Here is a 26458-nt window from a genome sequence, read left to right as displayed (position 1 = left end):
AGCCAGTGCTGTTACTGGTGGAGCCGGATCACGGTACTTCTAGACACAAGACCCACGACGTCACAGCCTCATTCGAACACGGCCTCTGCCACCCGGCGAGTAGTCAAGTTCAGCAGCTTCCTGCGCCATGACGCGGTCAAAGAGCTCTGCGAAGGAGTTCACGCGGGTTAGGCCTAGCGTCTCGATGCTCCAGCGACTCTCTCCGAAGTCGCCGTCCTCGAGGATGGGAAGGTTGTACATCGCGCCCTCTCCACGGTGTTCGGAGAGCATTGCCCCGTTACCCGTCGCGAGCTGATCCAAGCACCAGCCGATGGTGTCCGCACTATGAACCGCAATTAACAACCGCTCGCCGGACGCTAACAAAGGTTGATGCAACTTAAATGCCGAATCGAATCCAGTCTCAATCGAGGCCTTCAGTCGTCCAGCCGTGTCATGGCGCTCCTCGTTCGAATAACCGGGGTCGGCAACGAATCGGATCAGGTATCCGCTGCCCTCTGGGTCCACGTAGCCATGCTGCTCATGGTGCCAAACGTGGCGATGCGGAGGAACTCCCCACGTGTCAACAATCCGGGGCGTGTCGCTCAGCAGCTGATCGATCGTGTCCCGCCGGACCAGATAACCTGGGCATTGGGGAGAAGTAAGCGACCAATCGCCGTCTTTCCCGTGTGTGGTGTAAATGAGATGCAGGTCGGCCATTATCTTCACCCACTTCCTCGTCTGCGCACCCAGCGAAGGTGCGGCTCTGCTGACCATCGTCCAGTTCTGCGTACGCAGAGTGCCCATAAGCGTCGTTGAGATTCACACATGCGGTCGGGTACCGCTGCCCTCAGTACTGGGCCCGTTGATACATACCGAATGTGATGCGGACGTTGCGCAAAGGATGGTCCTTTTTTGGGCCGGAACCCACCGAATCAATTCCGGTCCAGTTTCCGGCCGCCGCCGATACAGTTGATGATTGGCGCCGAGCCTGGCTGCAGGGGGCAGGGAGCCTGTTGTCGGCTTCGGTGGTAAGGCGGGGTCGTCGGTCACGACAGTGGACGAGCCGAGTCGACCTCTGATTCGGGAGTCGGCGGGGGAACATTGATACCAGGTTGCCGAAATACGATTGCCTACGTGCGCTTTCAAAGTTTCCAGTGACGACACACGGCTGGGTTGTGCTGAAAGTGCGGTACAGGAAGTGACGCCAGGTGCGGTCTGCATGCTAGCGTTCCTCCCAGTCGTCCTGATCAGCGGCTACTGCTGTGTTCTCCGGATCGAACTGATTCAGCGATTCACTGAGAGTTCCTGAATCGACGTCACGCTGAACCGATTTGCCGAGGGCCTTCTCGATGACTCCGACAAGCGCGTTACGGCGAAGGATGAAGAAATGGTCAAAGTTGTCCTCGCGCATGGCGCCAGCGTCGGCCAGATGGGTTGCGAGCAGCGTGTTGAGACGGTCAGGGCTGATTTGCGCCTTACGTTCGATCACTTTGAGATAGGACGAGGGCGCGACGCCCCCAATAGTCCGGTTGGTCACGGCGGATAACGGGGTCTTGTTGACGATGCTTTCTCGTCGCTCGTCATCGATATTGTTGGTGTTGCACCAGCGTTGCGGAAAAATGTGGTGAATATCGACCGATAGATCAACGTACTGAACCTTGTTGAATGCCTGGTCGTTCATCCAGTCCCGCGCTCCGTGAGCGAGTAGTAGCGCGTACACGCCCTTGTACGCGGCGGCGTTGCGTGTACGCAGCGAATGCAGACGGGACTCCACGAAACTTGCGTCCTGCACCGTTTTGGGAATCGAGCCAGTCTTTCCAAGTGCCCATGCCGGAACCTGTTCAAGGTCGCGAACAAAACGTGACTCGATCGCGCTACCGTACAGCTCGCCCAGAATGCCGCACCAGAACCACTGCGCGAGCCGGTCCCGAACACTGATCAGATCGGCGTCCTTGCCGAGTACCACTTTGATCGCAGCCAGCGGAACAAGCTGTTTGGGGTACGGAAGGAACTTGGTGTCGAAGATGTACTGATCAGCCAGGAACGTGGATGCCCAGATGAAGGCTTCGCGGAGGGGATCGCGATAGGTGAGGTAGTCATTCAGTTCGAGCTTGAGAACGTCCTCGCGTTTCGCGGAAACTGCCGGCGGTCGGCCTGAATGATCATCCCGGTTGCGCCGCAGCGTAGTGAGCATAGTGACGGCTTGAAGGAAATCAGTGTTCTCCACTGCAGACAGGACAGAGTATGGGGCGAGCTTCTGCTGCGTTTCGCGCCAGTCATCGTTGAGCCGGAAGTCTGACCCGTAAGTGTCGTAATACTCGCGATCCCCGGCGAAGGTTGCAGTAAGCAACTCGAACACATTCAGGGGCAACCCGCCCGTGTTCACCTTCTCGAAGACCGTGGCAACGGCTGCCTTGCTGGTTGAGGTGTCCAACTGGATAGCCGGGATCTTATAAGTTCGCGCGGTCTGCAGGATCTGGGACTGAAATGCGATGGACTGTTCGCGGTTTTCGAGCTGCATCAGCCACGAGAAGCCCTCGTCCGTGAAGAGAAGCCTTACGGGAAAATAACCTGATGAACGCTCCTTGTCGTCCGTCCTGAGATCCAGGTCGATGACCTTATCGAAATTGGAGCGGAGTGTTCGGTCGGAGCGTACCGAGATGACAGCGTCGTCGATACGGTCCTCACCTGCGAGCGCGGTGTCGATGTGGATGTAGTAGGTGCGGTCCATCTTCTTGCCGCGGCTGTCCTCCGTAGCAACAACGCCGTCACCGGTAAGGGCTTGTGTCAGCGACGTGAGGCGCTGCTGCCCATCAAGCAGAAGGTAATCGGGTGTGGAACCGGGTGGGAGGGTAACACCTTCGATTGGGCGGGGCTTGAAGCGGATCTGATCATTGCCTGTCTGCAACAGCATCACCACACCGAGCGGATGGCCACGCAGAATGGTGATAAGCAGCTGTCGGATCCGCTCATCCTCCCACTTGTATCCGCGCTGGAAATCCGGGAGCTGGATGCGTCCGCTCGTCGTCCATGCCAGATAATCGCTCAGCTGATGCAGCGGGGCCTGGAAACCCACGATTCCTCCCATGGTTTGCGGTCGAGGCGCAGTCGGGCGCCTCGCACGCAATCCCGGCCGCGAACGTGAAGGCAAGCATGGCGATGGTGTGCGGAAGCGCTCCCGTACGCCTACGTTATCCAACGTAGGCGTTGGCGCATGGCCGATCGGCTGATCGATGGGCGGTGATTCCGGGTAAAGATCCGTCAAAAACATCGTTGACGGAGGCCGTCTGCGAAGGCAGGAATTGAACCCGGACCAATTCCAATGCGCGTGATCCTGAGCGATAGCGATGGGCTTTTGTTGAGGGTCCCGAGGTGCAATTCCTTCGGAGAGGGAAAGCGGGGAGCGAGCGGTCGTTGCCGCTCCAGCCAACCAGAGGTCGACCACAACGCTCGCGTCTACTGGAATCAGCTGCCTCCTGCATCCGCCGGGCGCTATCCAGATTCTCCATTTGTGAAAGTTTTGCAACAAGGCATGAGACGCGCGAAGCAGTAGTACATCAATTCGAGTACACCAGGGCTGAACGCGTACAAATCGGCAAATCCTCGTCTAGGCTCGGTAATACCCAGAAAGATTGGGTCTTCTCGAACCGGAAGGTCTGCGTCGCATGTCCGAGCCTTGGCTCTCAGCTGACGATATCGCCGCCCACTTGGGTGTCACGAAGGACACGGTCTATTCGTGGATCGCCGGCAAGGCGATGCCTGCCCACAAGATTGGGCGCCTCTGGAAGTTCCAGGCGAGTGAGATTGACCAGTGGGTTCGGAACGGCGGGGCCGCGGGGTCGAGCGAGGCCGACAGATCCGACTGATCCCCACACCGGGGCTGGCAATCCGAAACTGTCTGACCGCGGTGCTATTCTGATCAACTTTGCTCATCGATGGAAGGAGGCGCACATGATGGCGGACACTTCAGGCACGGTTCGCTACGCGTTGTCGTTCACCAGCGGTGCCATCCTGCTGCGTGAAGCCCTCGTCGCGGCGCCGATTTACCTTCGCGAGCACGACTGGGCCAAGGTTCGTGAACTGATCGATCAAGACAATCTGCTTCAATCCCGCACTGTTGCTTCGGGAAAGCGTCTAGCGCGTGAGGTTGTTCAGCGTCTCTCAGTGCTAAGCGGTGATGAGCTTGAGTTGTTGGTCGACTCTACGGTGTCTGAGCGTGGGCATTTGTTGTGGGCAGCTGCCTGTCGGCGTTATGTGTTCATCGGTGAGTTTGCCGAGGAGGTGGTTCGTGAGCGCTTCCTTTTGATGGGGGAGATGCTCGGCCACAACGACTTTGACGCCTTTGTTCGGGCTAAGCAGCTCTGGCACGAGGAGGTCGCGAACCTGAAGGAGTCCACGTTGCGCAAGCTCCGGTCGAACGTGTTTCGCATGCTTATCGAGGCAGGGCTGTTGTCCAGAGAGGGACGCATCCTTCCGGCAGTGCTGTCAGCCCGCGTCTTCGAACTCTTATCGGCTCGCACGCCGAGCGATATTCGTTTCTTCCCAACTGGGGGTGCTGTGCAATGAACCGTGCTGACTTAACTAAGGACGAGGAGCACGTCTTTGCTGTGCTCAGCAGTAAGAGGTTCCTTCAGATGGAGGGTCTTAGCAACGAGGTCCCTTTTTTCATCTACCCGTTTGCGCCCGAGGATGCTCTGGCCGTCGCGCAGGCGAAGAAGCGGATCAAGAACAAACTCAGCCAGAAGGGCGTCAGCGTCCGCGAGATCAACCTTTATGACCTTTCCGTGGAGATTCTTAAGCGCCAGGGTGACTGGGATGAGGTGATCGAGGTTGAGCCCAGCATTGATAAAACCGAGTTCACTGAGATGCTGCAGTCGATGCTTAACCCTGAGGTGCATGTTGGGCCAGCGATCTATTCGAAGATCGAAGACGGGGATTTCGATGTCCTTTTTCTCACCGGAATCGGTGAGGTATTCCCCTATATCCGTTCGCACAACGTGCTCAATAACCTTCAGAGCGTTGTGACTGGCAAGCCGATGCTCATGTTTTTTCCAGGCCGCTACGAGCAGTCCGACACTCTCGGCTCGTCGCTCGTTCTTTTCGGGCGGCTTAAGGACGACCAGTACTACCGAGCCAAGAACATCTTGGAACAGGAAGCGTGACTCAGATGCTGTTGAATGAAATTTTTAACAAAGACGTCCAACGTCCGATCGAGGGCGTCATCAAAGCGGACGACTCAGCGCATCTGGGCACTGAGGTCGAGGAATACGTCCTTACAAACGAGGCGGCTAAAGGGCTGGAGCTGCTGCTGGAGACCTACACGAATTACACCAACGCTAACGGCGTCTGGATCTCGGGGTTCTTCGGCTCCGGTAAGTCGCATTTACTGAAGATGCTCGCCCACCTACTTGGTGACGTCGAAGGTCAGGATTTCGACCGAGCTCAGGTCACAGAGAGCTTCCGCTCCAAGGCGTCTGGTGCGTTCCTTCCCGCTTTATTGACGAAGTCGGAGCGTATTCACGCTAAGAGTCTGCTGTTCAACATTGACCAGAAAGCTTCATTGATCACCAAAGACCAGACTGACGCCCTGCTGAAGGTGTTCGTCAAGGTCTTCAACGAGAGCCGCGGCTATTACGGCGACCAAGGACACATCGCCCGGTTCGAGAGCCAGCTGGACGAAGAGGGACTGTACGGCGCTTTCAAGGAATCGTTCAAGGCGATTTCAGGGCGTGCTTGGGAGGCGCGGCGAGCTAGTTTCGGTCTCCCGTCTGTTCGCGAACAAGTCAACAAGGCGTACGCCGAGGCTTCGGGTATCAACGCAGACGGTTCTCCGGACATATTGTCGACCTACCAGTCGACGTATTCAGTTTCAATCGAAGACTTCGCTGACGAAGTGAAAGGCTGGCTTGATAAGCAGCCCAAGGGTTTCCGACTCAACTTTTTCGTCGACGAGGTCGGCCAGTTTATCGGTTCGAACACCCATCTCATGCTCAATCTCCAGACGATCGCTGAGAGCCTCAACACGAAGTGTAAGGGCCGCGCATGGGTGTTTGTGACCTCGCAAGAAGACATGGACAAGGTTGTTGGAGACCGCACAAAGCAGCAGGGCAGCGACTTCTCCAAGATTCAGGCCCGCTTCAAGACTCGCGTGAAGCTGACGAGCGCCGACGTCGAGGAGGTTATCCGAAAGCGCCTGCTAGACAAGAATGAGGCTGGTGCGGCTGCTCTCCGTGAGATCTATGAAGAACAATCCGCGAACTTTAAAACATTGTTCGATTTCGTGGACGGTGCGAAGTCCTATCGCAATTACACCGGCGAAGATCACTTTGTGGGCACATACCCGTTCGTAAGCTACCAGTTCCCACTATTCCAGGCAGCGATCGAAGGGATCTCCGACCACAACGTTTTCGAGGGCCGTAACAGCTCAGTTGGTGAAAGGTCGATGCTTGGCGTCGTTCAGCAAGTCGCCAAGGACATTGGCAACGTGGAACTCGGCCGCCTGGCGACATTTGACCACATGTTCGCCGGAATCCGGGCTGCGCTGAAGTCCGCCGCTCAGCGTTCCATCGACGTCGCTGAGCGCAACCTAGATAACCCGCTCGCGATCCGTCTGCTCAAAGCGCTGTTTCTCGTCAAGTACGTGGAAGGCTTCCAGGCCACACCACGCAACCTCACCGTCCTCGTTTACGACCGCTTTGGACTGGACCTGCCTGCACTGTCGAGCGAAGTCAAGGAGGCGCTGACTCTGCTGGAGATGCAGACCTACGTTCAGCGCAACGGCAATGTCTACGAATACCTAACTAATGAAGAGCAGGTCATCGAAGAAGAGATCAAGAACGTCGACATTGACGCCGCTGAGATCAGCAGCCGACTCTTCAAGATCCTCTCTAGCGAGGTCATCAAGACCAACAAGATTCGCTACACCACGAATGGACAGGATTTCCCATTCGGTTTCAAACTCGACGATCAAGTCCACGGTAAACAGCACGAGCTCGCCATCCACTTCATCACCCCGGAATACCCGCACACGCTCGATGAGGTACGTATGCACAGCGCGGGAAAGGACGAACTCCGTGTCATCCTCGAACCGGACGAGCGCGTCCTCGCAGACCTGCGCCTTCTGATAAAAACTGAAAAGTACACCAAACGGAAGCGCACCACATCGTTGTCAGCGATCGAGGACCAGATCCTTGGTTCGAAGGCCCTTCAGAACGTCGACCGCGAGAAGGAACTAACTGCGCGCCTGAGCCGCGCTGTGGGCAACGCACTGCTCATCATCAACGCGTCGGACGTGACGTCGAGTTCACACGATGCGCTCACGCGGGTGACTGATGGGTTCCAGCAGCTCGTCAGCCGGACATACACCCAGCTCAAGTTGTTGGGAGGGGTTACCTACAGCGAAAAACAGGTTGCTGACGCCGCCAACCCAGAGAGCGGACTTTTCGACCCAGAATCGTCGTCAAAGTTCGCTGCGCCCGGCGATGAGGTGCTGTCATTCATTCTCCGTAAGCAGGGACTCGGTGAGCAGGTCACCGTCAAAACGATCGTCGAAACATTCCAGGCCAAGCCCTACGGCTGGGATCTTGCCTCGATTGAAGTGATCATCGCGTTCTTGATCGGGGCGTCTAAGGTAACGCTCACCGTGGACGGCAATACTCTCAAGCGCAGCGAGATAGCGACGGCGCTGCGCAATACGCAGAAGCACTCCCACGCGGTGGTTGCTCCGCAGAAAACATTCGATCAGAAGAAGGTAAGTGGCTTCCGCAAATTCTGTATCGAGTTCTTCGATGAGTCCGACGCGCCGAAGGACCCACTCGAACTGGGTCGACATGGTGCAGACAAACTCAAGGGCAAACTTGACGAGCTGAAGGCCACCATCACAGGATCGAAGTACCCGTTCGTTGAGCAACTCGCAGGCCCTATCGGGCTGCTAGAGCAGGTGGTGGGCAAGTCCGATGAGTGGTACCTCAATGACTTCAGCCTCGCCGACGAACTTATCGACGCTAAAGAGGATCTGATCGATCCGATCCAGTCATTCCTCAACGGTAACCAGCGAACAATCTACGACGAGGCGGCAGCACTCCTGACCTCCCACAGCAGCAACCTTGGCTATCTGCCCGACGGCAGTGACGACGCTGTCAGAACAGCACTTACCGACCGAAATGCCTTCCGGGGCAACAGGATGGCACAACTGAAGCAGGCCACTGGCGAACTCCGCGGCCAGCTGGACAGTGTGGTAGCCGATCACCGAGCGACCGCCACCGAGTCGATCGAAGTCCGCAAGGCAGAACTTGTCGCCAGCGCCTACTACGCGAAGGCCACGTCCGCAGCACAACGCAGCGTGAGCCAGACGATCGATAGGACGCTCGCAAGGCTTGTAGCTGAAAACCAGATTGCAATGATCTTGCAGATCGGGAACGACTTTGAGGCCAACGTTTATCCGTCACTGCTCGATCAGCTCGCAGCGGGCCAGGAAGACAGCGGTCAGGGTACGGCTCCGGTGAAGCAAACTGTCTCGGTGAAGACCGTCACCGTGGCGGGAGCCAGTGGTGTACTCGAAACCGAGGATGACGTCGACAAATATCTAGATGCGCTCCGCGCTGTACTCATTCAGACCTTGAACGATGGAAAGCGAATCTCACTCTGATGGAAACCGCACCACTGAAATCGTTTGCTACGTGGGCGCGTTCTGCGCTGATTCGTGATGTGACTGCGCGTGTTGCCGCGGTGCTAGCGCCGGCTTCCGCTGAGCGGGTTGAGCAGCCGAAAATCGTTGCCGATCTGGAGAAAGCAGTCACCGCAGCAGGGGGTGGTGGCAAAGGCCGTGCGGCGGTAGCGGACCGAGTTGCGTATACGTGGTTCAACCGGATTATCGCTTTGCGTTTCATGGATGCCAACGGCTACACGGGCATCGGTGTGGTTTCGCCTCACGCTGGGGTGGAGGGTGGTCAGCCGGAGGTTCTTGCTGAGGCGAAACGCGGTGTTATTGATGCCGATGTAGTGACTCCGCGGATACGCGAGGCTGTGACGGGGCTTCTGAATGGGACTCGTCGCAGTGATGATCCGCAGGGGGAGGCTTACGCACTCTTGCTAACGGCGTATTGTCGCCACTGGAACCGGACCATGCCGTTCATGTTCGAGCGTGAGGGCGACTTCACCGAGTTACTGATCCCTTCTAACCTCCTGGCTGATGACTCTGTGCTCAACCGGGCCGTCAAGGTCCTAACTGAGGATGTCTGCAAGGACGTTGAGGTTATTGGCTGGCTGTACCAGTTCTACATTTCGGAGCGTAAAGACGAGGTCTTCGCCGGGTTCAAGAAGAACAAGAAGGCCGGGGCTGCGGAAATTCCCGCTGCGACACAGCTATTCACGCCGCACTGGATTGTCCGCTATTTGGTGGAGAACTCACTGGGCCGGTTGTGGATGCTCAACCGTCCGTTGTCCCGGCTGGTTGACCAGATGGAGTATTACATCGCCCCGGTAGACGAGGAGACCGATTTCCTCAAGATCAACACGCCAGAGGAACTGAAGATCATCGATCCGGCTTGCGGGTCCGGCCACATGCTGACCTATGCCTTCGACCTTTTGTATGCGATATATGAGGAGGAGGGCTACGCCCCTTCAGAGATTCCTGGGCTGATCCTCGCCAATAATCTGTATGGCACCGAGATTGATCCTCGGGCAGGGGCTCTTGCGGCGTTTGCGTTGACGATGAAGGCGCGAGCGAAGCAGCGGACGTTCTTCGGCAAGCAGGTTGAGCCTAATATCTGTGTTCTAGTTCCGATCCGTTTCACACCGCAGGAGCTCGATTACCTGCTGACTGCTGACGGTGACCGGGACGAAGAGATCGCATTCTGGAACCAGTTCGCTGAGGCTGATACTCGGGGTGCGCTTATCCAGCCGGAACCTGGCTTAACGGTCAGACTGGCGACCCACTTGGACACACTCGACGATGGTGGAGACATGCTGAAGGCCGACGCGATCTCGTGGGCTAACCGGGTCGTCGAGCAGACTCATTACCTGTCCCCGCTGTACGCGGTCGTCGTCGCGAATCCACCATACGCCGGACTGGGAAAGTTGTGCGGCAGCCTTTCCGAGTGGGCCAAGACGGCTTACCCTCTTACCAAAACTGACCTTTACGCTATGTTCATCGAGCGCGCTCTCCTCCTGGCTAAGTCGCGCGGACTCGTGGCGATGGTAACAATGCAGGGTTGGATGTCACTCCGCTACTTTGAGCGGCTCAGAGCCGAGATTGTCGGCAATCAACGCTTGGTCTCAATGGCACATCTCGGAGCGCGTGCATTCGACAGCATTGGTGGCGAAGTCGTTGGAACGACTGCATTCGTAATTGCGAGACAAGCTGCTGCTCCGGGAGTCCGCGGAGCTTTCATGCGCCTCGTTGAGGGTCGATCGGAAGCAGTAAAGGCTCAGCGGCTAAAGGAGATTGCCGCGGGGGGTGCCGAGGATTACTACCTAATTGATCTCGTCCATCTCACTCGGATACCGGGCAAGGCGATCGTATACTGGGCTACGGATCGCGACTTTGAGTTGTTCGAGACCGCTGAATCCGTTGGCGACCATATCGAGACTCGTGTTGGTCTCATCACCGGCGACAACAATTCGTTCCTGCGTCGGTGGCACGAGGTGTCGCTGTCGTCAATCGACTTTGAGGCTAGTTCGGCCAAACCTTCGACTCGTCGATGGTTCCCGTACGTTAAAGGGGGGGAGTATCGGCGATGGGCGGGCAACTATGAGTTCGTGGTGAACTGGTACAACGACGGATCGGAAGTCAAATCGAACGTCGATTCCACAACCGGACGGGTGCGGGCTCACAACTTCAACGGCGAGTTCGCATTCCGTGAGGGATTTACGTGGTCGGGAATCTCAGGTAACGGGTTCGCAGTACGCGATGTACCCAACGGATTCATGTTCGACACGAAGGGCCCAATGGGATTTGCTATTAAAGCGAATGAGCTCCGCCTGCTCCAGGGGCTGCTCAATAGCGCCGTTGCGGTGCGCTTCATGCGGATGCTAGCTCCGACGCTGGACTTCAACCTCGGGCACGTCATGAGCATCCCGTTCCTGGATGCGCTCCCTGCAGAGTTCGCTGACTGGGCAGAGGAGTGCGTCAGTCTCGCTCGGAATGATTGGGATCAGCGTGAGACGGCGTGGGGGTTTGTGCGCTCGCCTCTTGTTCAGTCGGCCGCCGAAGGAAAGATAAGCGATCGCTTGGCGCAGCATATATTCTCGTGTCAGGCATTAGTGTCCCGCATGCGTGATTTGGAGCAGACCCTCAACAAGGGGGCTCTGGAGGCTTATGGCCTTCTTGACGTGCAGGACATCAGCGTCGTGACAAATGACATCACTCTGGACGCGGCACGTGCGGACGGAAGTGACTTTGTGCGCACAGCGGTGGAGGACATGCTGTCGTACTTCGTTGGTTGCATGTTTGGCCGCTACAGCCTCAACAAACCGGGCCTCGTACTGGCCGACCAGGGTGCGACAATCCAGGACTACATGGCGAAGGTTCCGTCGCCGAGGTTTATGCCAGACGCAAACAATGTAATTCCGATCGTCGATGGTGACTGGTTTGAAGATGACATTGTCTCGCGGTTCCGGGAGTTCCTGCGTGTTGCGTTTGGTGAGCAGCACTTCGAGGAAAACCTTCGATTCGTGACCGAGTCGTTGGGAGTGAAGAACCTCCGCGACTACTTCGTCAAGTCGTTCTACAAGGATCACGTTAAGCGCTATAAGAAGCGCCCGATCTACTGGTTGTTCTCAAGCCCTAAGGGCTCGTTTAATGCGCTCATCTATATGCACCGGTATACGTCGTCAACGGTGTCGACGGTGCTCAACGACTACTTGCGCGAGTTCAAAGCCAAACTTGGATCGAGCCTGGAGCATCAGGAACGTCTTGCTGCGGGCGGTGGGACGGCACGTCAGCAGGCGGCAGCCCAGAAGGAAGCAGACCGGCTCCGCAAGGTTCTGCTCGAACTGGATGAGTATGAGCACGATGTTCTGTATCCGCTGGCGTCCCAGCAGATCGAGATCGACCTGGACGACGGTGTGAAAGCGAATTACCCGAAGTTCGGTGCAGCTTTGAAGAAGATTCCAGGTCTGGAGGCTGCGGAATGAGCCAAGTCGCCACAGTCCGGCCGCATCTCGAGCGGCGGTTCGACACCTTCCGGGTTGTGTTCTGGCACGACCCGGAAGGGCAATACGCCGCGGACCTGGACAGTCTTGACCTGCCGGGTGTGGAGATTATCCGCGTCTCAAACGACGAGTACGCCATTAAAAATCGGCTTCTGCATGACGAGCCCACAAGCAAGTTCCTCGTGTACCGGTCCGGTATTGTTCCTTCCGGCGTTGGGAACTGGCTTCTCGACCTCGAGCTGGCGTATGGAGTCTTCACTGCGGACCGCGCATCCCTTGTCTCCCAGGATCTCGGACTTGCTGCCGAAGGTATCGAAGAGGTCGTCCAGGCACACGAGAAATTCTTCAACGCCACCAAACGCGTCCAGAGCCTGAAAGCTCTCCTGAACCAGAATGATGATGCCGCGAGGCTCCGGGCGAAAATGACCGCCGTGGTGTTGGGGCAAGCCGAGCACACCCTCCTGGAGATCACCCGAACACTACTAGTGGAGAACGCTAAAGGCCGAACTGCCAAGTATGACGCGTTGGTCGACCACGGGCTCGACGACTTCTACTGGACTGGCGTTGCATCGATCTACGGATACAAAACCACATCACCGAGTATCGACGACTTTGTGTTGTGGATCTTTCGCAGGGCGAGCGAGGGCTTCGCATCGGAACGGCCTGGTGGGCTCCAGAACGTCCAGCGCGATCTCGCGAGCCTTCGCAACGACCGGCGCAGCCAGGAAGCCCTCACAACCTTGGCGAAGCGTGCTGCGCGTGACCTCGACTATGCCTCGGCCATTGAAGACGTGAGCTTCCGCGACCTCGTCTCCGTCGATTTCTTCGAAGAGACAGAAAAGAAGATCATCCATGACCTGGCGCAAGCTGTTACGGATCAAACCGTCACGTCCCGTGAAGTATCCGAGGTCGTTCGCGCTCGCCAAAGCAGCGTGTGGATAGACGAGTACAAGCAGCTTTACACCGCTATTGCTAGTGCAGCCGAGTTGCTCTCAGAGCTGGCAGCAATTTATTTCACGATGTCGTCGTTCGACGATGCGTTGGATCGTTACCGCCGTGACTGGTTCCGCGTTGACCAGCTGTACCGGCACTTCACATTCGCCCTCCGCACATACGAGGGGCCCAGCCCGCTCGGTCCGCTGCGTGAAAAGGTCGAGAAGCTGTATACAAACGCCTTCGTCTACGAACTAGGTAGAACGTGGCAGAAGAAGGTCGACGAGTCCAGCGAATGGTCTTCGTCCCTGCTTCGCCCGCAAACGGCGTTCTACCGAGAGTACGTCGACCCCCTCGTCCGCGACGGCAAGAAAGCGGTCGTCATTGTTTCGGATGCCCTCCGATACGAAGTGGCCGAGGAACTTCGCGCCCGCATTCGGCAGGAGGACCGATTCGACGCCAGCCTCGACGCCATGCTCGGAGTCCTACCGAGCTACACCCAGCTTGGCATGGCAGCGCTGCTTCCACACCGGACTCTGAAACATTCGCCTGACGCGAAAACCGTACTCGCTGACGATCAGCCGACAAACAACACCGCGTTCCGCAGCAAGATACTTGAAACTGTCGGAGGCGCTGCAATCCAGGCTGAAGATTTCAAAGCGCTCACTCAGGACGAGCGTCGCGGAATCTATAAGGCAAATCGTGTCCTCTACGTCTACCACAACCGCATCGACGCAACCGGTGACAAGCCAGGCACCGAACGTCAGGTGTTCGAGGCAGTCAGCGACACCCTTCGCGACATCGTCGACCTCGTGAAGAAACTCGCCAACGCGAATGCCACCAACGTCTTCATCACCGCCGACCACGGGTTCCTATTCCAAGACGACGCCCTCGCCGACTCATTCTTCCTCTCGACCCAGCCACAAGGCGACGACATCAAAGTCACTAACCGTCGCTACGTGCTCGGCCACGGCCTCAAAGTCGATTACGCCTTTACCACGTTCAATTCGGTGCAACTCAAACTCGACGGTGATCTTGAGGTACAGATCCCCAAATCGATCCACCGCCTCAAACTGGCTGGGGGTGGTTCGCGCTTCGTGCACGGAGGCGCGACCCTGCAGGAAGTCGTCATACCCGTGCTCGCTGTCAACAAGAAGCGCAAGAGCGACACCCGATTGGTTAACGTCGAAGTGTGGCCAGAATCCGACAAGATCACAACCGGGCAGGTTGTCGTCCGCCTCTTCCAGTCTGAACCCGTGAGCGAAAAGGTGCAGCCACGCAAAGTACGCGCAGGACTATATGTCGGTGAGACGCTGATCTCAAACCAGGTCGAATTGACGTTCGACCAAGAATCGACAGACAAACGGGACCGATACCAAAACGCTCAGATGCTGCTCACCCAAGACGCCAACGACTACAACAACCGTGCCGTCGAATTCCGGCTCGAAGAACACATACCCAACACCAACCAGTGGCGCGTCTACCAGAAAGCGATGTACACGCTTAAGCGTTCCTTCGCTTCGGACTTCGACTTCTAAGGAGGAGAGATTTCCAGTTCAGCTGCGGGTGGTGTGAAGAACGGTGACGGGGACTCTCCGGCGGAAGTCTCAGATGCGTCGAGCCCAACAAACTCGCTCAAAGTTCGCGACGACGTTAAGGCTTTTCGCTTCAGTCAGAGCCCTTCTGGGGAGTTTGAAGCAGTTGGCGGCGAGCTTCCACCTTGGGCTGGTAACTCATTCGACCAAGTAGCCTTACGTCGGAGGATTGAGCCATGGCTGACATCGCTGTTTCAATCCGACCATTTGTCGCTCTTAGTCGGCTCGGGGCTCCCGACCGGCGTAGCACGCTTGTCAGGCGCCAACGCGGCAAACATGGAGGGCGGAGAATTCCAGACATGTGGACAGGAACTTTCCGACGCGAGCAAAAGTTCGGCGCTACTGGCTGGGCGGGATCAGCCCAACATCGAAGATCGGATCCGCGTGGCGACACAGCTTCTGCGCGGATTGGAGATTCTAGGGGACGCTCGTGCAAATGATCTGCGCGACGAACTTAGCCAAATGCTCAAGCAGTTCGCAGATTCGATTCTGTGCGCAGAGCGGGAGCTTATGGAGGCTGAGCCGTCGAAGCGCACCCACGCGTTCGCAACCTTGGTGTCGTTCCTCATGAGTTTCGCAAGCCGAACCGGAAACCGAGACCGGCTCAATATCTTCACGACAAATTACGACCGGTTAATAGAGGTTGGCGCTGAGCTCGCGGGGTTGCATCTCCTCGACCGGTTTGTTGGCTCTGTCACCCCTATGTTCCGATCTTCCCGTCTTGATTTGGATCTGCATTACAATCCACCAGGTATTCGAGGCGAACCCCGATTCGTTGAAGGTGTAGTCCGCTTCACGAAGTTACATGGCTCAATCGATTGGATCTCGAAGGGACAAGCCATTCGTCGAGTGGGCATTCCCTACGGTGCGAAGATTATTAACCCGTACTTGGAAGCTCCTGGGCTCAACGGGGTCTCCGCGAATAGTCTCATGATCTTTCCTAATGCCGCTAAAGACCGCGAAACCGCTGAGTACCCCTACGTTGAACTGTTTCGGGACTTCGCTGCAGCGATAGCAAGGCCGAATAGCACGATCGTGACCTACGGATACAGTTTCGGGGACGACCACATCAATCGGGTAATCCGCGATGCGTTGACGATCCCTTCAACTCACCTGGTAATCATTTCGTTTGACGACAAGCTTGGAAGAATTCAGCAAGTGCTCGAAGAGTGGGGACGAAGGTCCCAAGTGTCCCTACTTGTGGGGCCTGAACTTGGCAACATCTCCAACTTGACTTCTCAGTACTTGCCCAAGCCGTCAATCGATGCGACATCGCGACGAATGGCTGACTTGCTGCGGCATCGCTACGGCGAGGACAACCACATCAATCAATCCTCCAGTGGCGACAGCAGTCCGAAGCCTGAGGACGGTTCATGACGTATACACCGATGGCCCACGCTGACTCCCTACGAGTCGGCAGCGTTGAGTTTGTCTCCCCGGACAAGATCGAAGTGCTTCTCGACATTGAGGCACCCGACACGGTTGCCCTAAATGCCGGATCACCACGCGCTTTTCCACGTGTCAACGGGTACGTACTGGTCCCAAGTGACGGCGCGTTTGCGGTGGGGCAGGTTGAATGGATCACGGTCGAGCGGTCTCAGTATCCAAAGCGTAAAGGGATGCAGGACTTTGGGCTGATCGACGTTCCGTACCCGCTTCGGAAGATGAGCTTGAATCCCGTTGGACAACTATCGCTGCTGGCGACCCAGAGCGATGGCGAGGTTAACTACACGTTCATCAGAGGAATCCAGGCCTTTCCGACGGTCGGGGATCCGGTGTTACTGCCGACTACCGAACAGTTGAGGTCGATTGTCGAGTCAGGCGCAAACCGGCGCGTATTGATAGGCACAAGTCCGCTCGCCGCTGATGCTGAAGTCAAGATCGACCCAGATCGGTTGTTCGGTCGTCACCTTGCCATCCTAGGGAATACGGGAAGCGGAAAGTCTTGCTCGGTCGCAGGCCTCATCCGCTGGTCACTTGAGTCAGCGCGCCAGCGCTTCCGAGAGCAAGGGCATTCGGAAAAAACTCCGAACGCACGGTTCATCATCCTTGATCCTAATGGCGAATACGGGAAGGCTTTTTTAGATCTCGGTGCCCAGGTCTACGCAGTTGAGGCAAGTGAGGAAGCAGGGCAACTCCGGGTCCCACTCTGGCTGTGGAACAGTGACGAGTGGTCCGCGATCACCCAAGCGAGTCCACGTACACAACGGCCTACACTCGTCCACTCGTTGCGTGCAGTGCGCGACGGATCCTTCGACCCCTCGTCGTCTCGACGCGATGACATGCGACGGTTCCTCAGGACGGTCGTTTCGGTAATACAGATGGAGTATCGATCCGGATCTCCATGGGGCGCGTTTCCAAAACCCAAGGGCTTTTGCGAGAGGCTCAGGAAGCTCGTAGTCGACTTCGAGCCAGACGCAGACTTTTCGGATAAAGAGAATGCAGCGTTACAGAGTCTGCACAATCATGCAAATCAGTTGATCGGTGCACGGAGTGGTAACCACCCAACGTGGGAGTTCAGCAAAAGCGAGGTAAAGCAGCTACTCGAGTTCGCTTCAGTCGCTCACGCAGCCTTTGGCGGGACTCTGGCCGAAGCGCTACCGCTGGATGCTGACGTACCCCGAAAGTTTAACAGTGAACAATTCCTTCGCAGCGTCGAAGCAAACGCTGAGGTTTTGAATGTTGCCGAGCATGTCGAGCCGATGCTGATGCGGATTCGGACACTTCTCGCCGACTCGCGCTTGCGAACTGTTTGCGGGGACGATGGAGAATTATCGTTATTGGGGTGGCTCTCCAGCCTCTTCGGTGAAGATCCTGGGGCAGCCAATATTACTGTGATCGATCTGTCGTTGGTTCCAGCCGACGCTGTCCACATTCTTACCGCGGTAATCGGGCGCATGGCCTTGGAGGCGCTTCAGCGCTACCGCAAAGTTAATGACGGTGACACTCTTCCGACGGTCCTCGTCATGGAGGAGGCGCACACCTTCATTAAGCGGTACGCCTCCGACTCCGAATCCAGATCCACCCAGGAAATCTGTTCTCATACATTTGAACGAATTGCGAGGGAAGGGCGGAAGTTTGGGCTCGGGTTAGTGTTGTCATCGCAACGTCCGAGCGAGCTTTCTCCAACTGTACTGTCGCAGTGCAACACGTTCCTCCTGCACCGCCTTAGCAACCACACAGATCAAGACCTCGTACAGAGGCTCGTTCCTGACAACCTTCGGAGCCTCCTTCGCGACCTACCGTCTTTGCCGTCAAAGAACGCTATTCTCCTGGGTTGGGCGTCGGAGTTACCAATCACCGTCGAAATGCTCGATCTACCCGCCGATCATCGCCCGAGATCCGATGACCCCGACTACTGGTATGTGTGGACCGGCTCAGACGCCCATGGTAATACCGTCAACCGGCCGACTAACTGGGACGCCGTAGCTCGCGACTGGCAGCAAATCGCAGAGGAAGAGAGTTCGCCGAGCGGCTATTCGAATTCAGGGGACGACGCATGACAGACATCAAGGACTTGACTTCCTCGAACTCACTCACGGCAGGTGCCCTCGATCGCAAGATCAACGAGCACTTCGCTGGCCTCGTCGTTCGCAAGGACCTCGTCAAGGCAGTTAAGGGCAATGCGATTGTGCCCTCGTACGTACTGGAATACCTTCTCGGCCAGTACGCAGCCTCCGACGACGAAGCCACCATTCAGGCTGGCATTGACGCGGTCCGCAAGATTCTCGCTGACCATTACGTCCACCGGAACCAGTCGGAGCTAGTGAAGTCGACCATTCGTGAGCGCGGTCGATACAAGATCATCGACAAGGTAATCGTCACGCTCAACGACAAGGACGACGTTTACGAGGCCACGTTTACAAACCTCGGCATCAAGCAGGTACTCGTCGAGTCGACCACTATCACCGCGCACCCCAAGCTGTTGGTCGGCGGCGTGTGGTGCATCTGCGACATCGAATACTTCCACAGTGACAACGCACGCGTCGTGCCGTGGATCCTTGGATCGATCAAGCCGATCCAGCTGTCCAACTTCGACTTCGATGTATACGTCGAAGCACGACAGAAGTTCACCACTGACGAGTGGATCGATCTGTTAATCCAGTCAATTGGCTTCAACCCCGAGGTGTTCGGCCGACGAGCAAAGCTCATTCAGCTCGTGCGCCTCATCCCGTTCGTTGAACGCAACTACAACCTCGTCGAGCTCGGCCCCAAAGGAACGGGCAAGTCACACATCTACTCGGAGTTCTCGCCGCACGGCATGCTCATCTCCGGTGGTGAGGTCACCGTTCCCAAGCTTTTCGTCAACAACTCCAACGGTCGAATCGGCCTCGTTGGTTACTGGGATGTCGTTGCGTTCGACGAGTTCGCTGGCAAGAAGAAGCGCACCGACAAGGCGCTTGTCGACATCATGAAGAACTACATGGCGAACAAGTCGTTCTCCCGCGGCGTAGAGACATTGGGCGCTGAGGCATCGATGGTGTTCGTTGGCAACACCTCACACAACGTGCCCTACATGCTTAAACACTCGGACCTGTTCGACGAGTTGCCCGAAAGTTACCATGACCCGGCCTATCTCGACCGTCTGCACTTCTACATTCCGGGCTGGGAAGTCGACATTATCCGAGGCGAGATGTTCTCCGACGGCTACGGCTTCGTCGTCGACTACATCGCCGAAGTGCTCAAGTCCATGCGCAACACGGACTACTCCGATCGCTACCAGCAGCACTTCACACTTGGTTCTGATATCTCCACCCGCGACCGCGACGGAATCCACAAGACCTTCTCCGGACTAATGAAGATCCTCTATCCGAATGGGGAAGCGTCGAAGGAAGAGATCGAAGAGATCCTCCGATTCGCCATCGAAGGACGCAAACGTGTCAAAGACCAAATTCTTCGCATCGACACGACGATGGCGGATGTGAAGTTCGGGTATCTCGATAAAGCAGGCGACTGGCACGGGGTTACTACGCTCGAAGAGGACGAGTACCCGGACTACTACCACAAGCGCCGGACGGACGAAGGGGAGCCGCACGGTCAGCCGACGGAGTCCACGGAGCGAGCAGACACCAAGTCTGTGCGGTATGAGAAGACTTCAAAGCCGGAACCATTGTTCGAGGGCCACCGCGAGTTCCAAGAGAACCAGCGCGGAGTTTCGTACGAGAAACTCTTGCTCCCGTACCTTCGCGGTGCAACGGAGATCACCATCGTCGACCCCTACATTCGGCAGTTTCACCAAGCCCGGAACCTGATGGAACTTATCGAAGCGCTTGCGGCCGTTAAGGATCCAGCCGACGAAGTGAAGATAGTATTAGTCACCAGCGAGAATAGGGACGGTCCGGAGAAGCTGCAGAAGCAGCTGGAATTTCTGCTCCGCGTAAAGCAAGCGGCTGCAGTCGCGGGCATCAAACTGGACGTCAAGTTCGACGGCACCATCCACGACCGCTCAATCGTCGCCAACTCCGGATGGCGAATCAATCTCGGGCGGGGGCTCGACATCTTCCAGTTCGTCGCGAACGACGCCTTTGACCTTGCGGTTAAGCTTCAGCAGTACCGTCAGGTCAAGGCCTTTGGCGTGACGTATATCCGAGAAGGTGAACGACATGGGGATGCCGCCGCCCCAAACGGCGTCGCATGATCGCCCGACCCAGCGAGATCCGTCTGCGCGATATTCGAGCGCATGAGGGAAGCCAAGCGCGTGCATGGGAAGAACTCGTCTACCAGCTGCGCCCGCCCGTGGGCGATAGCCACGTCGAGACACGCAAGACCCGCGCTCCGGACGCCGGTGTCGAGTGGTACGAGATCTACGACGACGGGCACCAGGAGGGCTTTCAGGCGAAGTTCCACGCCACCCTCGCGGACGCATTGAGCGGCATGCGTGACTCCGTCGAAGCGGTTTGCGCTAAACGCCCGAACCTTACGAAGTTGACCTTCGTGGTTCCCTACGACTTCACGGACTCGGGAACAGCGAGCAACACAACAGACCAAGATCGCTGGGACACGGCCGTAAAACGGTGGCGCAGCGACATCCCGGGCGCAGCACAGATCGAGTTCGCTACTATTCGAGCCGGAGACATCACAGCCAAGCTGACATTGAACGAGCACGCCGGCCGCCGCGAGTACTGGTTCGGTGGTCTAGAGCTTACTGACAAGTGGTTCGAAGACAGGTTCACGGAGTCGAAGCAGGTGGCCGGCGAGCGTTACACTCCCGAAGCCGACTCCCCGTCCTCCATAAACGACGTTATAGATGCAGCAGTGAGCGGTCCGGTGTTCCTTGCCGGTCTCCACGCAGACATCAAACACACTCTTGCTGCCTTACGGCAGGACACTGGTATGTGGGGCACCTCGACTGCATCTGCGAAGCAGTTGATTACCAAACTCGACGACGTCCGCGCAGCATACTTTGGTGCGACCGACAGCGGTGACGATGTCATTCCACATGACGCTCCAGATCTGGCGAGAATCGAAGCGCTTACGAGCAAACTTCTCGATCTCGCGTACCGCGAGCTGGGAAACTTGCCATGGTATGAGCACCGAAATCTTGATGCCGCGATCTCGGCTCTCCATGCCCTTCATTCTCTCGCTACAGGCGTCGCCGCTGCGGCCCTTACAAATCGAGCGTTTGCGCTGATCGGCCCAGCAGGACAAGGCAAAACACACGCCTTAATGCGTGCCGTTGAAGGGTGTCTGAAACGTGGTGTGCCTGCCCTCGCGATACTCGGCCAACGACTCAGCGACAAAAACTGGTGGCCAGCAGCTTCAGACACACTCGGCGGCATCGCCGCCGACAGCGACACGTTCCTCCAAGCGCTCGACTCTTTGGCTGAAGCTCGAAGTTGTCGCGCTCTCGTGGTGATCGACGCGATCAACGAGTCACAATCGCCTAAGAGATGGCGGGACGAACTCCCCGCCATGGTTGCGCAATTCAGCAAGTATCACCACCTTGCTTTGATCGTGTCCTTTAGAACGGACTACCGCGAAGTGATCGGTCCACCAGACTCCCTCCTCAAGGTCCAGCACCCAGGACTCACGGGAATGGAGGCGGAGGGACTCGCGGCATACTGCAATCTGTTCGGCATTCCAGTTCCGTCCCATGGCCTTTACGAGCCTGGCTTCAGTAGCCCGCTCTTCCTGCGCATGTACTGCCAGGTGATGGCAGCAGATCCTAAAGGAGTTGTTGACGCTCCCACACGCTCTAACCTCTTCGATCGCTACGCCGAGGTAGTCGGCAAGAAGGTAACGAGAAAGCTTGCATTGCCACCGACCAGCAGGGTCGTCGCGGATGCACTGACGCACATTTCTGATCGCCTTCTGCAAAACGGTGGTCGGCCCATTCCGCGTCATCAGATCGAGCAGGAGGTGGAGGGGTTCCTCCCGGGTCGGGCTTGGCCGAACACACTCTTCCAGCAGTTGGCGAGTGAAGGGCTAATAGAGCTCCGCCCCTCGTATGACGGGACAGAGTCCGTCGCGTTTCCATTTCAGGCCTACTCCGAGCACCTCCTCGCAAACCGGCTTTTGGTCGCAGTCGATGCAGAGTCGAGTTCTCGGATGCACCGGTTCCTACCTTTCATGCGGTCAGCATCGAGACGGCGAGTGCTGGCGACGCGCATCGCTGACGCTCCGTGGTCTTGGCGATCGCTGGCGGTGACGCTCCCCGAGAAGGAGGGCATCGAACTCGTCGACATTCTGTCGGCGAAGACAGACGATCTTCGACTGCAAGAAGCCCTACGTGAGAGCTTGACCGACCGCCACGCCGCAGCCTTCGGCACGCGCGCATTGGAACTGCTTCGTCAGCGTTTCCTCGAAGAACCGCACGACGCTGAGACCATTCTCGCGCTAGCTCCGCGTGATGGCCATCCCGGAAACGCTGACTGGCTCCACGCACAACTTGTCGATCTGAGCATGGCTGACAGAGACGCTAAATGGTCAATCGCGACCTTCCAGTTCGATCAGAGCTCCGAGGCGTTTCATCGACTGACTCGTTGGGCTGAGCGCCTCTCAGGCGCAGCAAACGAGGAGGAAGCCCGCCTTGCAGCGATAGCACTAATGTGGCTGCTCACGTCTCCCAACAGGTTTCTGCGCGATCGCGCATCGAAGACTTTGGTCACCCTTTTGGCTCGTCGGCTGAGACTCGCTGCATCCCTCATCGCGAAGGCGCGGCACGTCAACGACCCCTACGTTCAAGAGCGAGTTCTGACCTGCTCCTACGGCGCTGTTCTCGTTGGCGGAGACGGCGACCTGGACGCCGCTCGTTCGGTGCTCGAAGAAGTCACCTCGTGGGCCAAATCCGGCCTTCCAGTCGACGTCCTAGCGCGTGACGCTGTCCGAGGTATTGCCGCGTGGTACGCAGATCGAGGCTTGCAGGCCGACGAGTCCTTTTCGAATTTCGAACCGCCGTACGGAGCAACACCGCCTGATGAGCCTCCGACGCGTGAAGACCTCGAAGCCTCATACGGTCCAATCAAGGATTCCGCTGGCAACTACAAAGACTGGCGCGCGTCGTCGATCCTGCACTCGTGCCTCGATTGGTACGGAGACTTCAATAAGTACGTGGTGAAGAGCGACGTGGAGTTCTTCAGTTGGCACCCGCTATCTGGCCCGGCCCCAACCGCAAAAGACCGTAAGAACCCGCTCGATGTAGTTGATGTCAACTGGGCAGGGCGGTGGATCGCGAACCGTGCAATCTCCCTCGGCTGGACTACAGAGCGCTTCGAGGTATTTGAACGTAATCACAACCTTAGGCGTGGGCGAGAGGGACACAAGGCTGAGCGTTTTGGCAAGAAGTACCAGTGGATCGCCCACAGGGAGCTACTGGCCCGGCTTGCCGACAACTACCACCCTTCATACGAGACCTGGAGCGAAACCCAAAACCGATACGAAGGGCCTTGGGTCTGGTACGGACGCGACTTCGACCCGACTCTTCCACCGAGTGTCGTGGAGGGTGAGTCCCACGTCTGCCGCGTTGCTCGTGACGCAACCGCCATGTGGGCAACTCTCCGCGCCCCAGAAATGGACATCAATGCCAGGCCAGATGATTGGGTTGCGAAGACAGACGACCTGCCGACTGCCGAATCGATGTTCTGCTGCACCGACCCTGCCGGCCGACAGTGGGTCGCGATCCAACGCTACTCAACTTGGGACCGCGACAACGCACAGCGCACCGGGATGTCGAAGCGGGAACGGGATATCTTCTTCCTGCAGTTCTCGTGGTTGATTCCGCAGGGCCAGGGAACTCGAGTTTACGAATTCATCCAGAAAGAGGGCTTGTCCGGTCGGGGAATGCCGGAAGCAAAACGCATGCACCACCAATACCTCGGAGAAGCAGCGTCGGCACCCATCGTGTCGACCGCCGAAGTGGAACTGAGCGATTACGACATCCCGCGCGACCTGCGTGACATCGGCCTTCGGCCTCGGCCCGCGGTGGAGCAGTACTTGTGGGAAGGCAGCACACTCGACTGTTCCATCGACGAGTCTGTCGACTTCTACACTCCCACCCCGGAACTCCTCGGTTCTGCGCGTTGGGTAGGAGGCCGCGCTGAGTGGGCCTGTGGCGGAAAGGTAGTTGCACGAGCTATTGAGGTCCCCGACGGGGAAAACCACCAGGATGTGCTTCTGGTCGATGCGGACTGGCTCACCGACAGGCTCCGACAGCTCAACTCTGACTTGGTGATCGGCACGCTAAGCGAACGTCATGCCCTGCCGGTAGACGACGACAATCATCGGAACATGTCCTTCTCAGATGTTTGGTATGTAGCGCTCCTGACCTCCAACAATGCGATCCATACGCATGGTCCAGTTCTAAGTGTCCGGCGCCGAGCCGACGAAGACCAAGACGATTTCGCACCTGGAGCGGTCGCAGACGCGCCGTTCGATCCTGATTCGATCTAGCAAATCTGATGTTCGTTCTCGAAGCAGACGTTGATGATGCTCCCCGCCGGTGCGCTCGGCGTGATGAGCCAGGGTGAGCTTTACGATGAGCCAATCCAGGCCACGACCCGTCGAAGTGGATCGTTTCGTGCGCGTCATCGAGGAACTCGCGCAAACACGCCAGCTTATTGCGATCTCCTATGAATGCCGGGCTGGCCTCATCCATCCGGCAATTCGGCGTCGTGGCATGCGTAGTCGAGGTGACCCGCGTTGGCGGATCCACCGGTACCGTCGCACACGGGGTAACCGCAGCACAGCCACATCTCCGGCTGGCAATGTCGGTCCCCATCGGGCGCAGAGCCGCGAGGAATCGCCGGAGGGAGGCGTTCAAACTGGACTTCGCGGTGATGCCCTCGATGCCGCGCAAAACCTGAAACTCGCAGCCGCTGACCTCATCAAGGCCCAAAACGCACATAAAGCTGTCGCGCGAGGCATCACTGCCTGCGATCCGCAAGTTCATCACCTCTTGCTCCACCACCGCAGGTACGGCTGAATAACCCCATCAACCGGTTCAGTCAGGGGAGCAAGGTGCTGCCTGATCGTCTGGCAGTCAGAATCTGTAAGCGGCGTGAGCGCCCGCCGCAGCTTAATCGACCAGGCCCCGCCCATCGGTGCGAATGTCTGGAGATCACCGACGAGGTGCGCAAGCTCCGGTCCTGAGCCGAACGGTGTGATCTTCTCGATCGACAGGTCACAGCCCACCGGGTACTCGTGGTCCCCGAACCGGACCGGCTCATCAAGCTCGGCGACGGTTGTCGCGACGTGCGCTTCGGCGATGATGCGCCCGCGGTCTCTGCCGGGATTCCGATAGCAGCCTCGCGTAGTGTACAGAAACAGCGAATCACCCGGCCTGAGCGAACGCGCTTCAGTAGCGCGTTTGTGCGGGAACGCTGTGCGCCGCTCAGACAGAATCCAGCCCAGCGGTTCTCGGTCCGCGATGATCAGGAGATATCCGCTCATGCAGACACGTTATGTGATCTTCTGCTCGTGGCGGCTCAATCTGACGACTGTCGGAATTCACATTCATTTCTCGGTAGACCCCCGCACCATTGCGGAACCTTCGGTGCCGGCGTTTGTCAGTACCGCCCCGTAGAACATCAGCATGGAAACGCAGGGGGCGTTCGCTTCGTGAGGAGTTACTGTGACAGCCGCAACGGAGCCACCGCAGCGCTCACAAATAGCAACTGGACCGCCAACATCAGCGACGAGTTGTTGTGCCGGGAACTGGGCTCGGCGACATCGCGACCCGGCGCTTACCAAGTTCGCTGTAGCCCGGTTCCAGTTCTGCGATCTGCACGTATTCGGCCACTGTCAGCAAGTGCTCCGGGATCACAAGCCAGTCGACGACAGGGAGGGAGCCCGATGCAAGATTGCATTCAGCAGGCATCCCGGCATGGCCTCGATCGAAGTGTCGATTCTTCGCGACGGGGGGTTTCCTGCAGGCGAAACGGTGTGTTCGCGCGTGATTTCACACGCCGCGGACCTAGAACTTTTTGCCTCAGCCGCTAAGTTGACGACGATAACGTAAGGAGAAAACAGATGACCATGCGCGAAGAAGCCCGAATGCAGGCGTTTCCGCTTTTGAATGCGGTATTACAGGCAATTTCAGTCTGGTGACCTGACACTCACACGTGACGCGCTGGACAAAGCTGCCGAATCGTGTGGTCGTTGCTTTGACGAGCTCGGGCAGGTTCAGCAGAACCTTCTTCGAGCAGGCGCAGTACAAGGCTTCGGCAATCTCCCCTTGGACGCGCCGTCGCTCACCACTTCACCGATAGACAGCGCAAAATGGTTGACGTACTCGACCAAAAGATCGAGTTCGCCACAAGCGTCAAGACGGTCTTCACCGATGCCGCAGCGCTATTGAGCCG

Annotated in this window: 15 protein-coding genes; 11 read left to right on the top strand and 4 right to left on the bottom strand. The window is 57.5% G+C overall.

Annotated elements, in window-relative coordinates; translation table 11 throughout:
* Nucleotides 1–60 precede the first annotated feature (60 nt).
* The gene (locus tag ONR57_RS12775) at nucleotides 61–696 is read right to left on the bottom strand and encodes a hypothetical protein (protein WP_265123870.1); all 636 of its coding nucleotides are present in this window, start codon (nucleotides 694–696) and stop codon (nucleotides 61–63) included.
* Between the two features lie 505 nt (nucleotides 697–1201).
* Nucleotides 1202–3055, bottom strand: coding sequence for a DUF262 domain-containing protein (locus ONR57_RS12770; RefSeq protein ID WP_265123869.1), 1854 nt, complete (start codon nucleotides 3053–3055; stop codon nucleotides 1202–1204).
* A 589-nt stretch (nucleotides 3056–3644) separates the two neighbouring features.
* Here ONR57_RS12770 and ONR57_RS12765 point away from each other — a divergent pair.
* From ONR57_RS12765 to ONR57_RS12720, 10 genes are all read left to right on the top strand, one after another.
* Nucleotides 3645–3845: a helix-turn-helix domain-containing protein gene (locus tag ONR57_RS12765; protein WP_265123868.1), complete on the top strand. Its 201-nt coding sequence runs from the start codon at nucleotides 3645–3647 to the stop codon at nucleotides 3843–3845.
* A gap of 85 nt (nucleotides 3846–3930) precedes the next feature.
* Nucleotides 3931–4545 (top strand): DUF1819 family protein, encoded by a 615-nt coding sequence (locus ONR57_RS12760; protein WP_265123867.1) that lies wholly within the window; start codon nucleotides 3931–3933, stop codon nucleotides 4543–4545.
* Nucleotides 4542–5141, top strand: coding sequence for a DUF1788 domain-containing protein (locus ONR57_RS12755; RefSeq protein WP_265123866.1), 600 nt, complete (start codon nucleotides 4542–4544; stop codon nucleotides 5139–5141). Before ONR57_RS12760 ends, ONR57_RS12755 begins: the two co-directional genes overlap by 4 nt.
* A gap of 5 nt (nucleotides 5142–5146) precedes the next feature.
* On the top strand, nucleotides 5147–8626 hold the full coding sequence (gene brxC, locus ONR57_RS12750) for a BREX system P-loop protein BrxC (protein ID WP_265123865.1): 3480 nt from the start codon (nucleotides 5147–5149) through the stop codon (nucleotides 8624–8626).
* On the top strand, nucleotides 8626–12114 hold the full coding sequence (pglX, locus tag ONR57_RS12745; protein ID WP_265123863.1) for a BREX-1 system adenine-specific DNA-methyltransferase PglX: 3489 nt from the start codon (nucleotides 8626–8628) through the stop codon (nucleotides 12112–12114). The genes brxC and pglX overlap by 1 nt, the downstream gene beginning before the upstream one ends.
* Nucleotides 12111–14603, top strand: a complete 2493-nt coding sequence (pglZ, locus tag ONR57_RS12740; protein ID WP_265123862.1) for a BREX-1 system phosphatase PglZ type A — start codon at nucleotides 12111–12113, stop codon at nucleotides 14601–14603. The genes pglX and pglZ overlap by 4 nt, the downstream gene beginning before the upstream one ends.
* A gap of 33 nt (nucleotides 14604–14636) precedes the next feature.
* Entirely contained in the window at nucleotides 14637–16037 is a 1401-nt protein-coding gene (locus ONR57_RS23325; protein ID WP_265123861.1) for an SIR2 family protein, read from the top strand.
* A complete protein-coding gene (locus tag ONR57_RS12730; protein WP_265123860.1) occupies nucleotides 16034–18163 on the top strand; it encodes an ATP-binding protein in 2130 nt (709 codons plus the stop codon). The genes ONR57_RS23325 and ONR57_RS12730 overlap by 4 nt, the downstream gene beginning before the upstream one ends.
* Nucleotides 18160–20298 (top strand): BREX system Lon protease-like protein BrxL, encoded by a 2139-nt coding sequence (gene brxL, locus ONR57_RS12725; RefSeq protein WP_265123858.1) that lies wholly within the window; start codon nucleotides 18160–18162, stop codon nucleotides 20296–20298. Before ONR57_RS12730 ends, brxL begins: the two co-directional genes overlap by 4 nt.
* Nucleotides 20295–24548, top strand: a complete 4254-nt coding sequence (locus ONR57_RS12720) for a hypothetical protein (protein WP_265123857.1) — start codon at nucleotides 20295–20297, stop codon at nucleotides 24546–24548. Before brxL ends, ONR57_RS12720 begins: the two co-directional genes overlap by 4 nt.
* A 498-nt stretch (nucleotides 24549–25046) precedes the next feature.
* Here the strand turns inward: ONR57_RS12720 and ONR57_RS12715 are convergent, their stop codons facing one another.
* Complete coding sequence (locus ONR57_RS12715; protein WP_265123856.1) at nucleotides 25047–25547, bottom strand: hypothetical protein; 501 nt, start codon at nucleotides 25545–25547, stop codon at nucleotides 25047–25049.
* On the opposite strand from ONR57_RS12715, the gene ONR57_RS12710 reads away from it, so the two are divergent.
* Nucleotides 25546–25680, top strand: a complete 135-nt coding sequence (locus ONR57_RS12710; protein WP_265123854.1) for a hypothetical protein — start codon at nucleotides 25546–25548, stop codon at nucleotides 25678–25680. The two genes, ONR57_RS12715 and ONR57_RS12710, sit on opposite strands and share 2 nt — an antisense overlap.
* A 105-nt stretch (nucleotides 25681–25785) precedes the next feature.
* Here ONR57_RS12710 and ONR57_RS12705 read toward each other — a convergent pair whose 3' ends face one another.
* Complete coding sequence (locus ONR57_RS12705) at nucleotides 25786–25974, bottom strand: hypothetical protein (protein WP_265123853.1); 189 nt, start codon at nucleotides 25972–25974, stop codon at nucleotides 25786–25788.
* Between the last annotated feature and the right edge of the window lie 484 nt (nucleotides 25975–26458).

It is taken from the genome of Hoyosella sp. YIM 151337 (assembly GCF_026041215.1).
In the GTDB taxonomy this organism is placed as follows: Bacteria; Actinomycetota; Actinomycetes; order Mycobacteriales; family Mycobacteriaceae; genus Hoyosella.
Note: the sequence above shows the minus strand (reverse complement) of the source record. Positions and strands in the feature narration are given on the sequence as shown.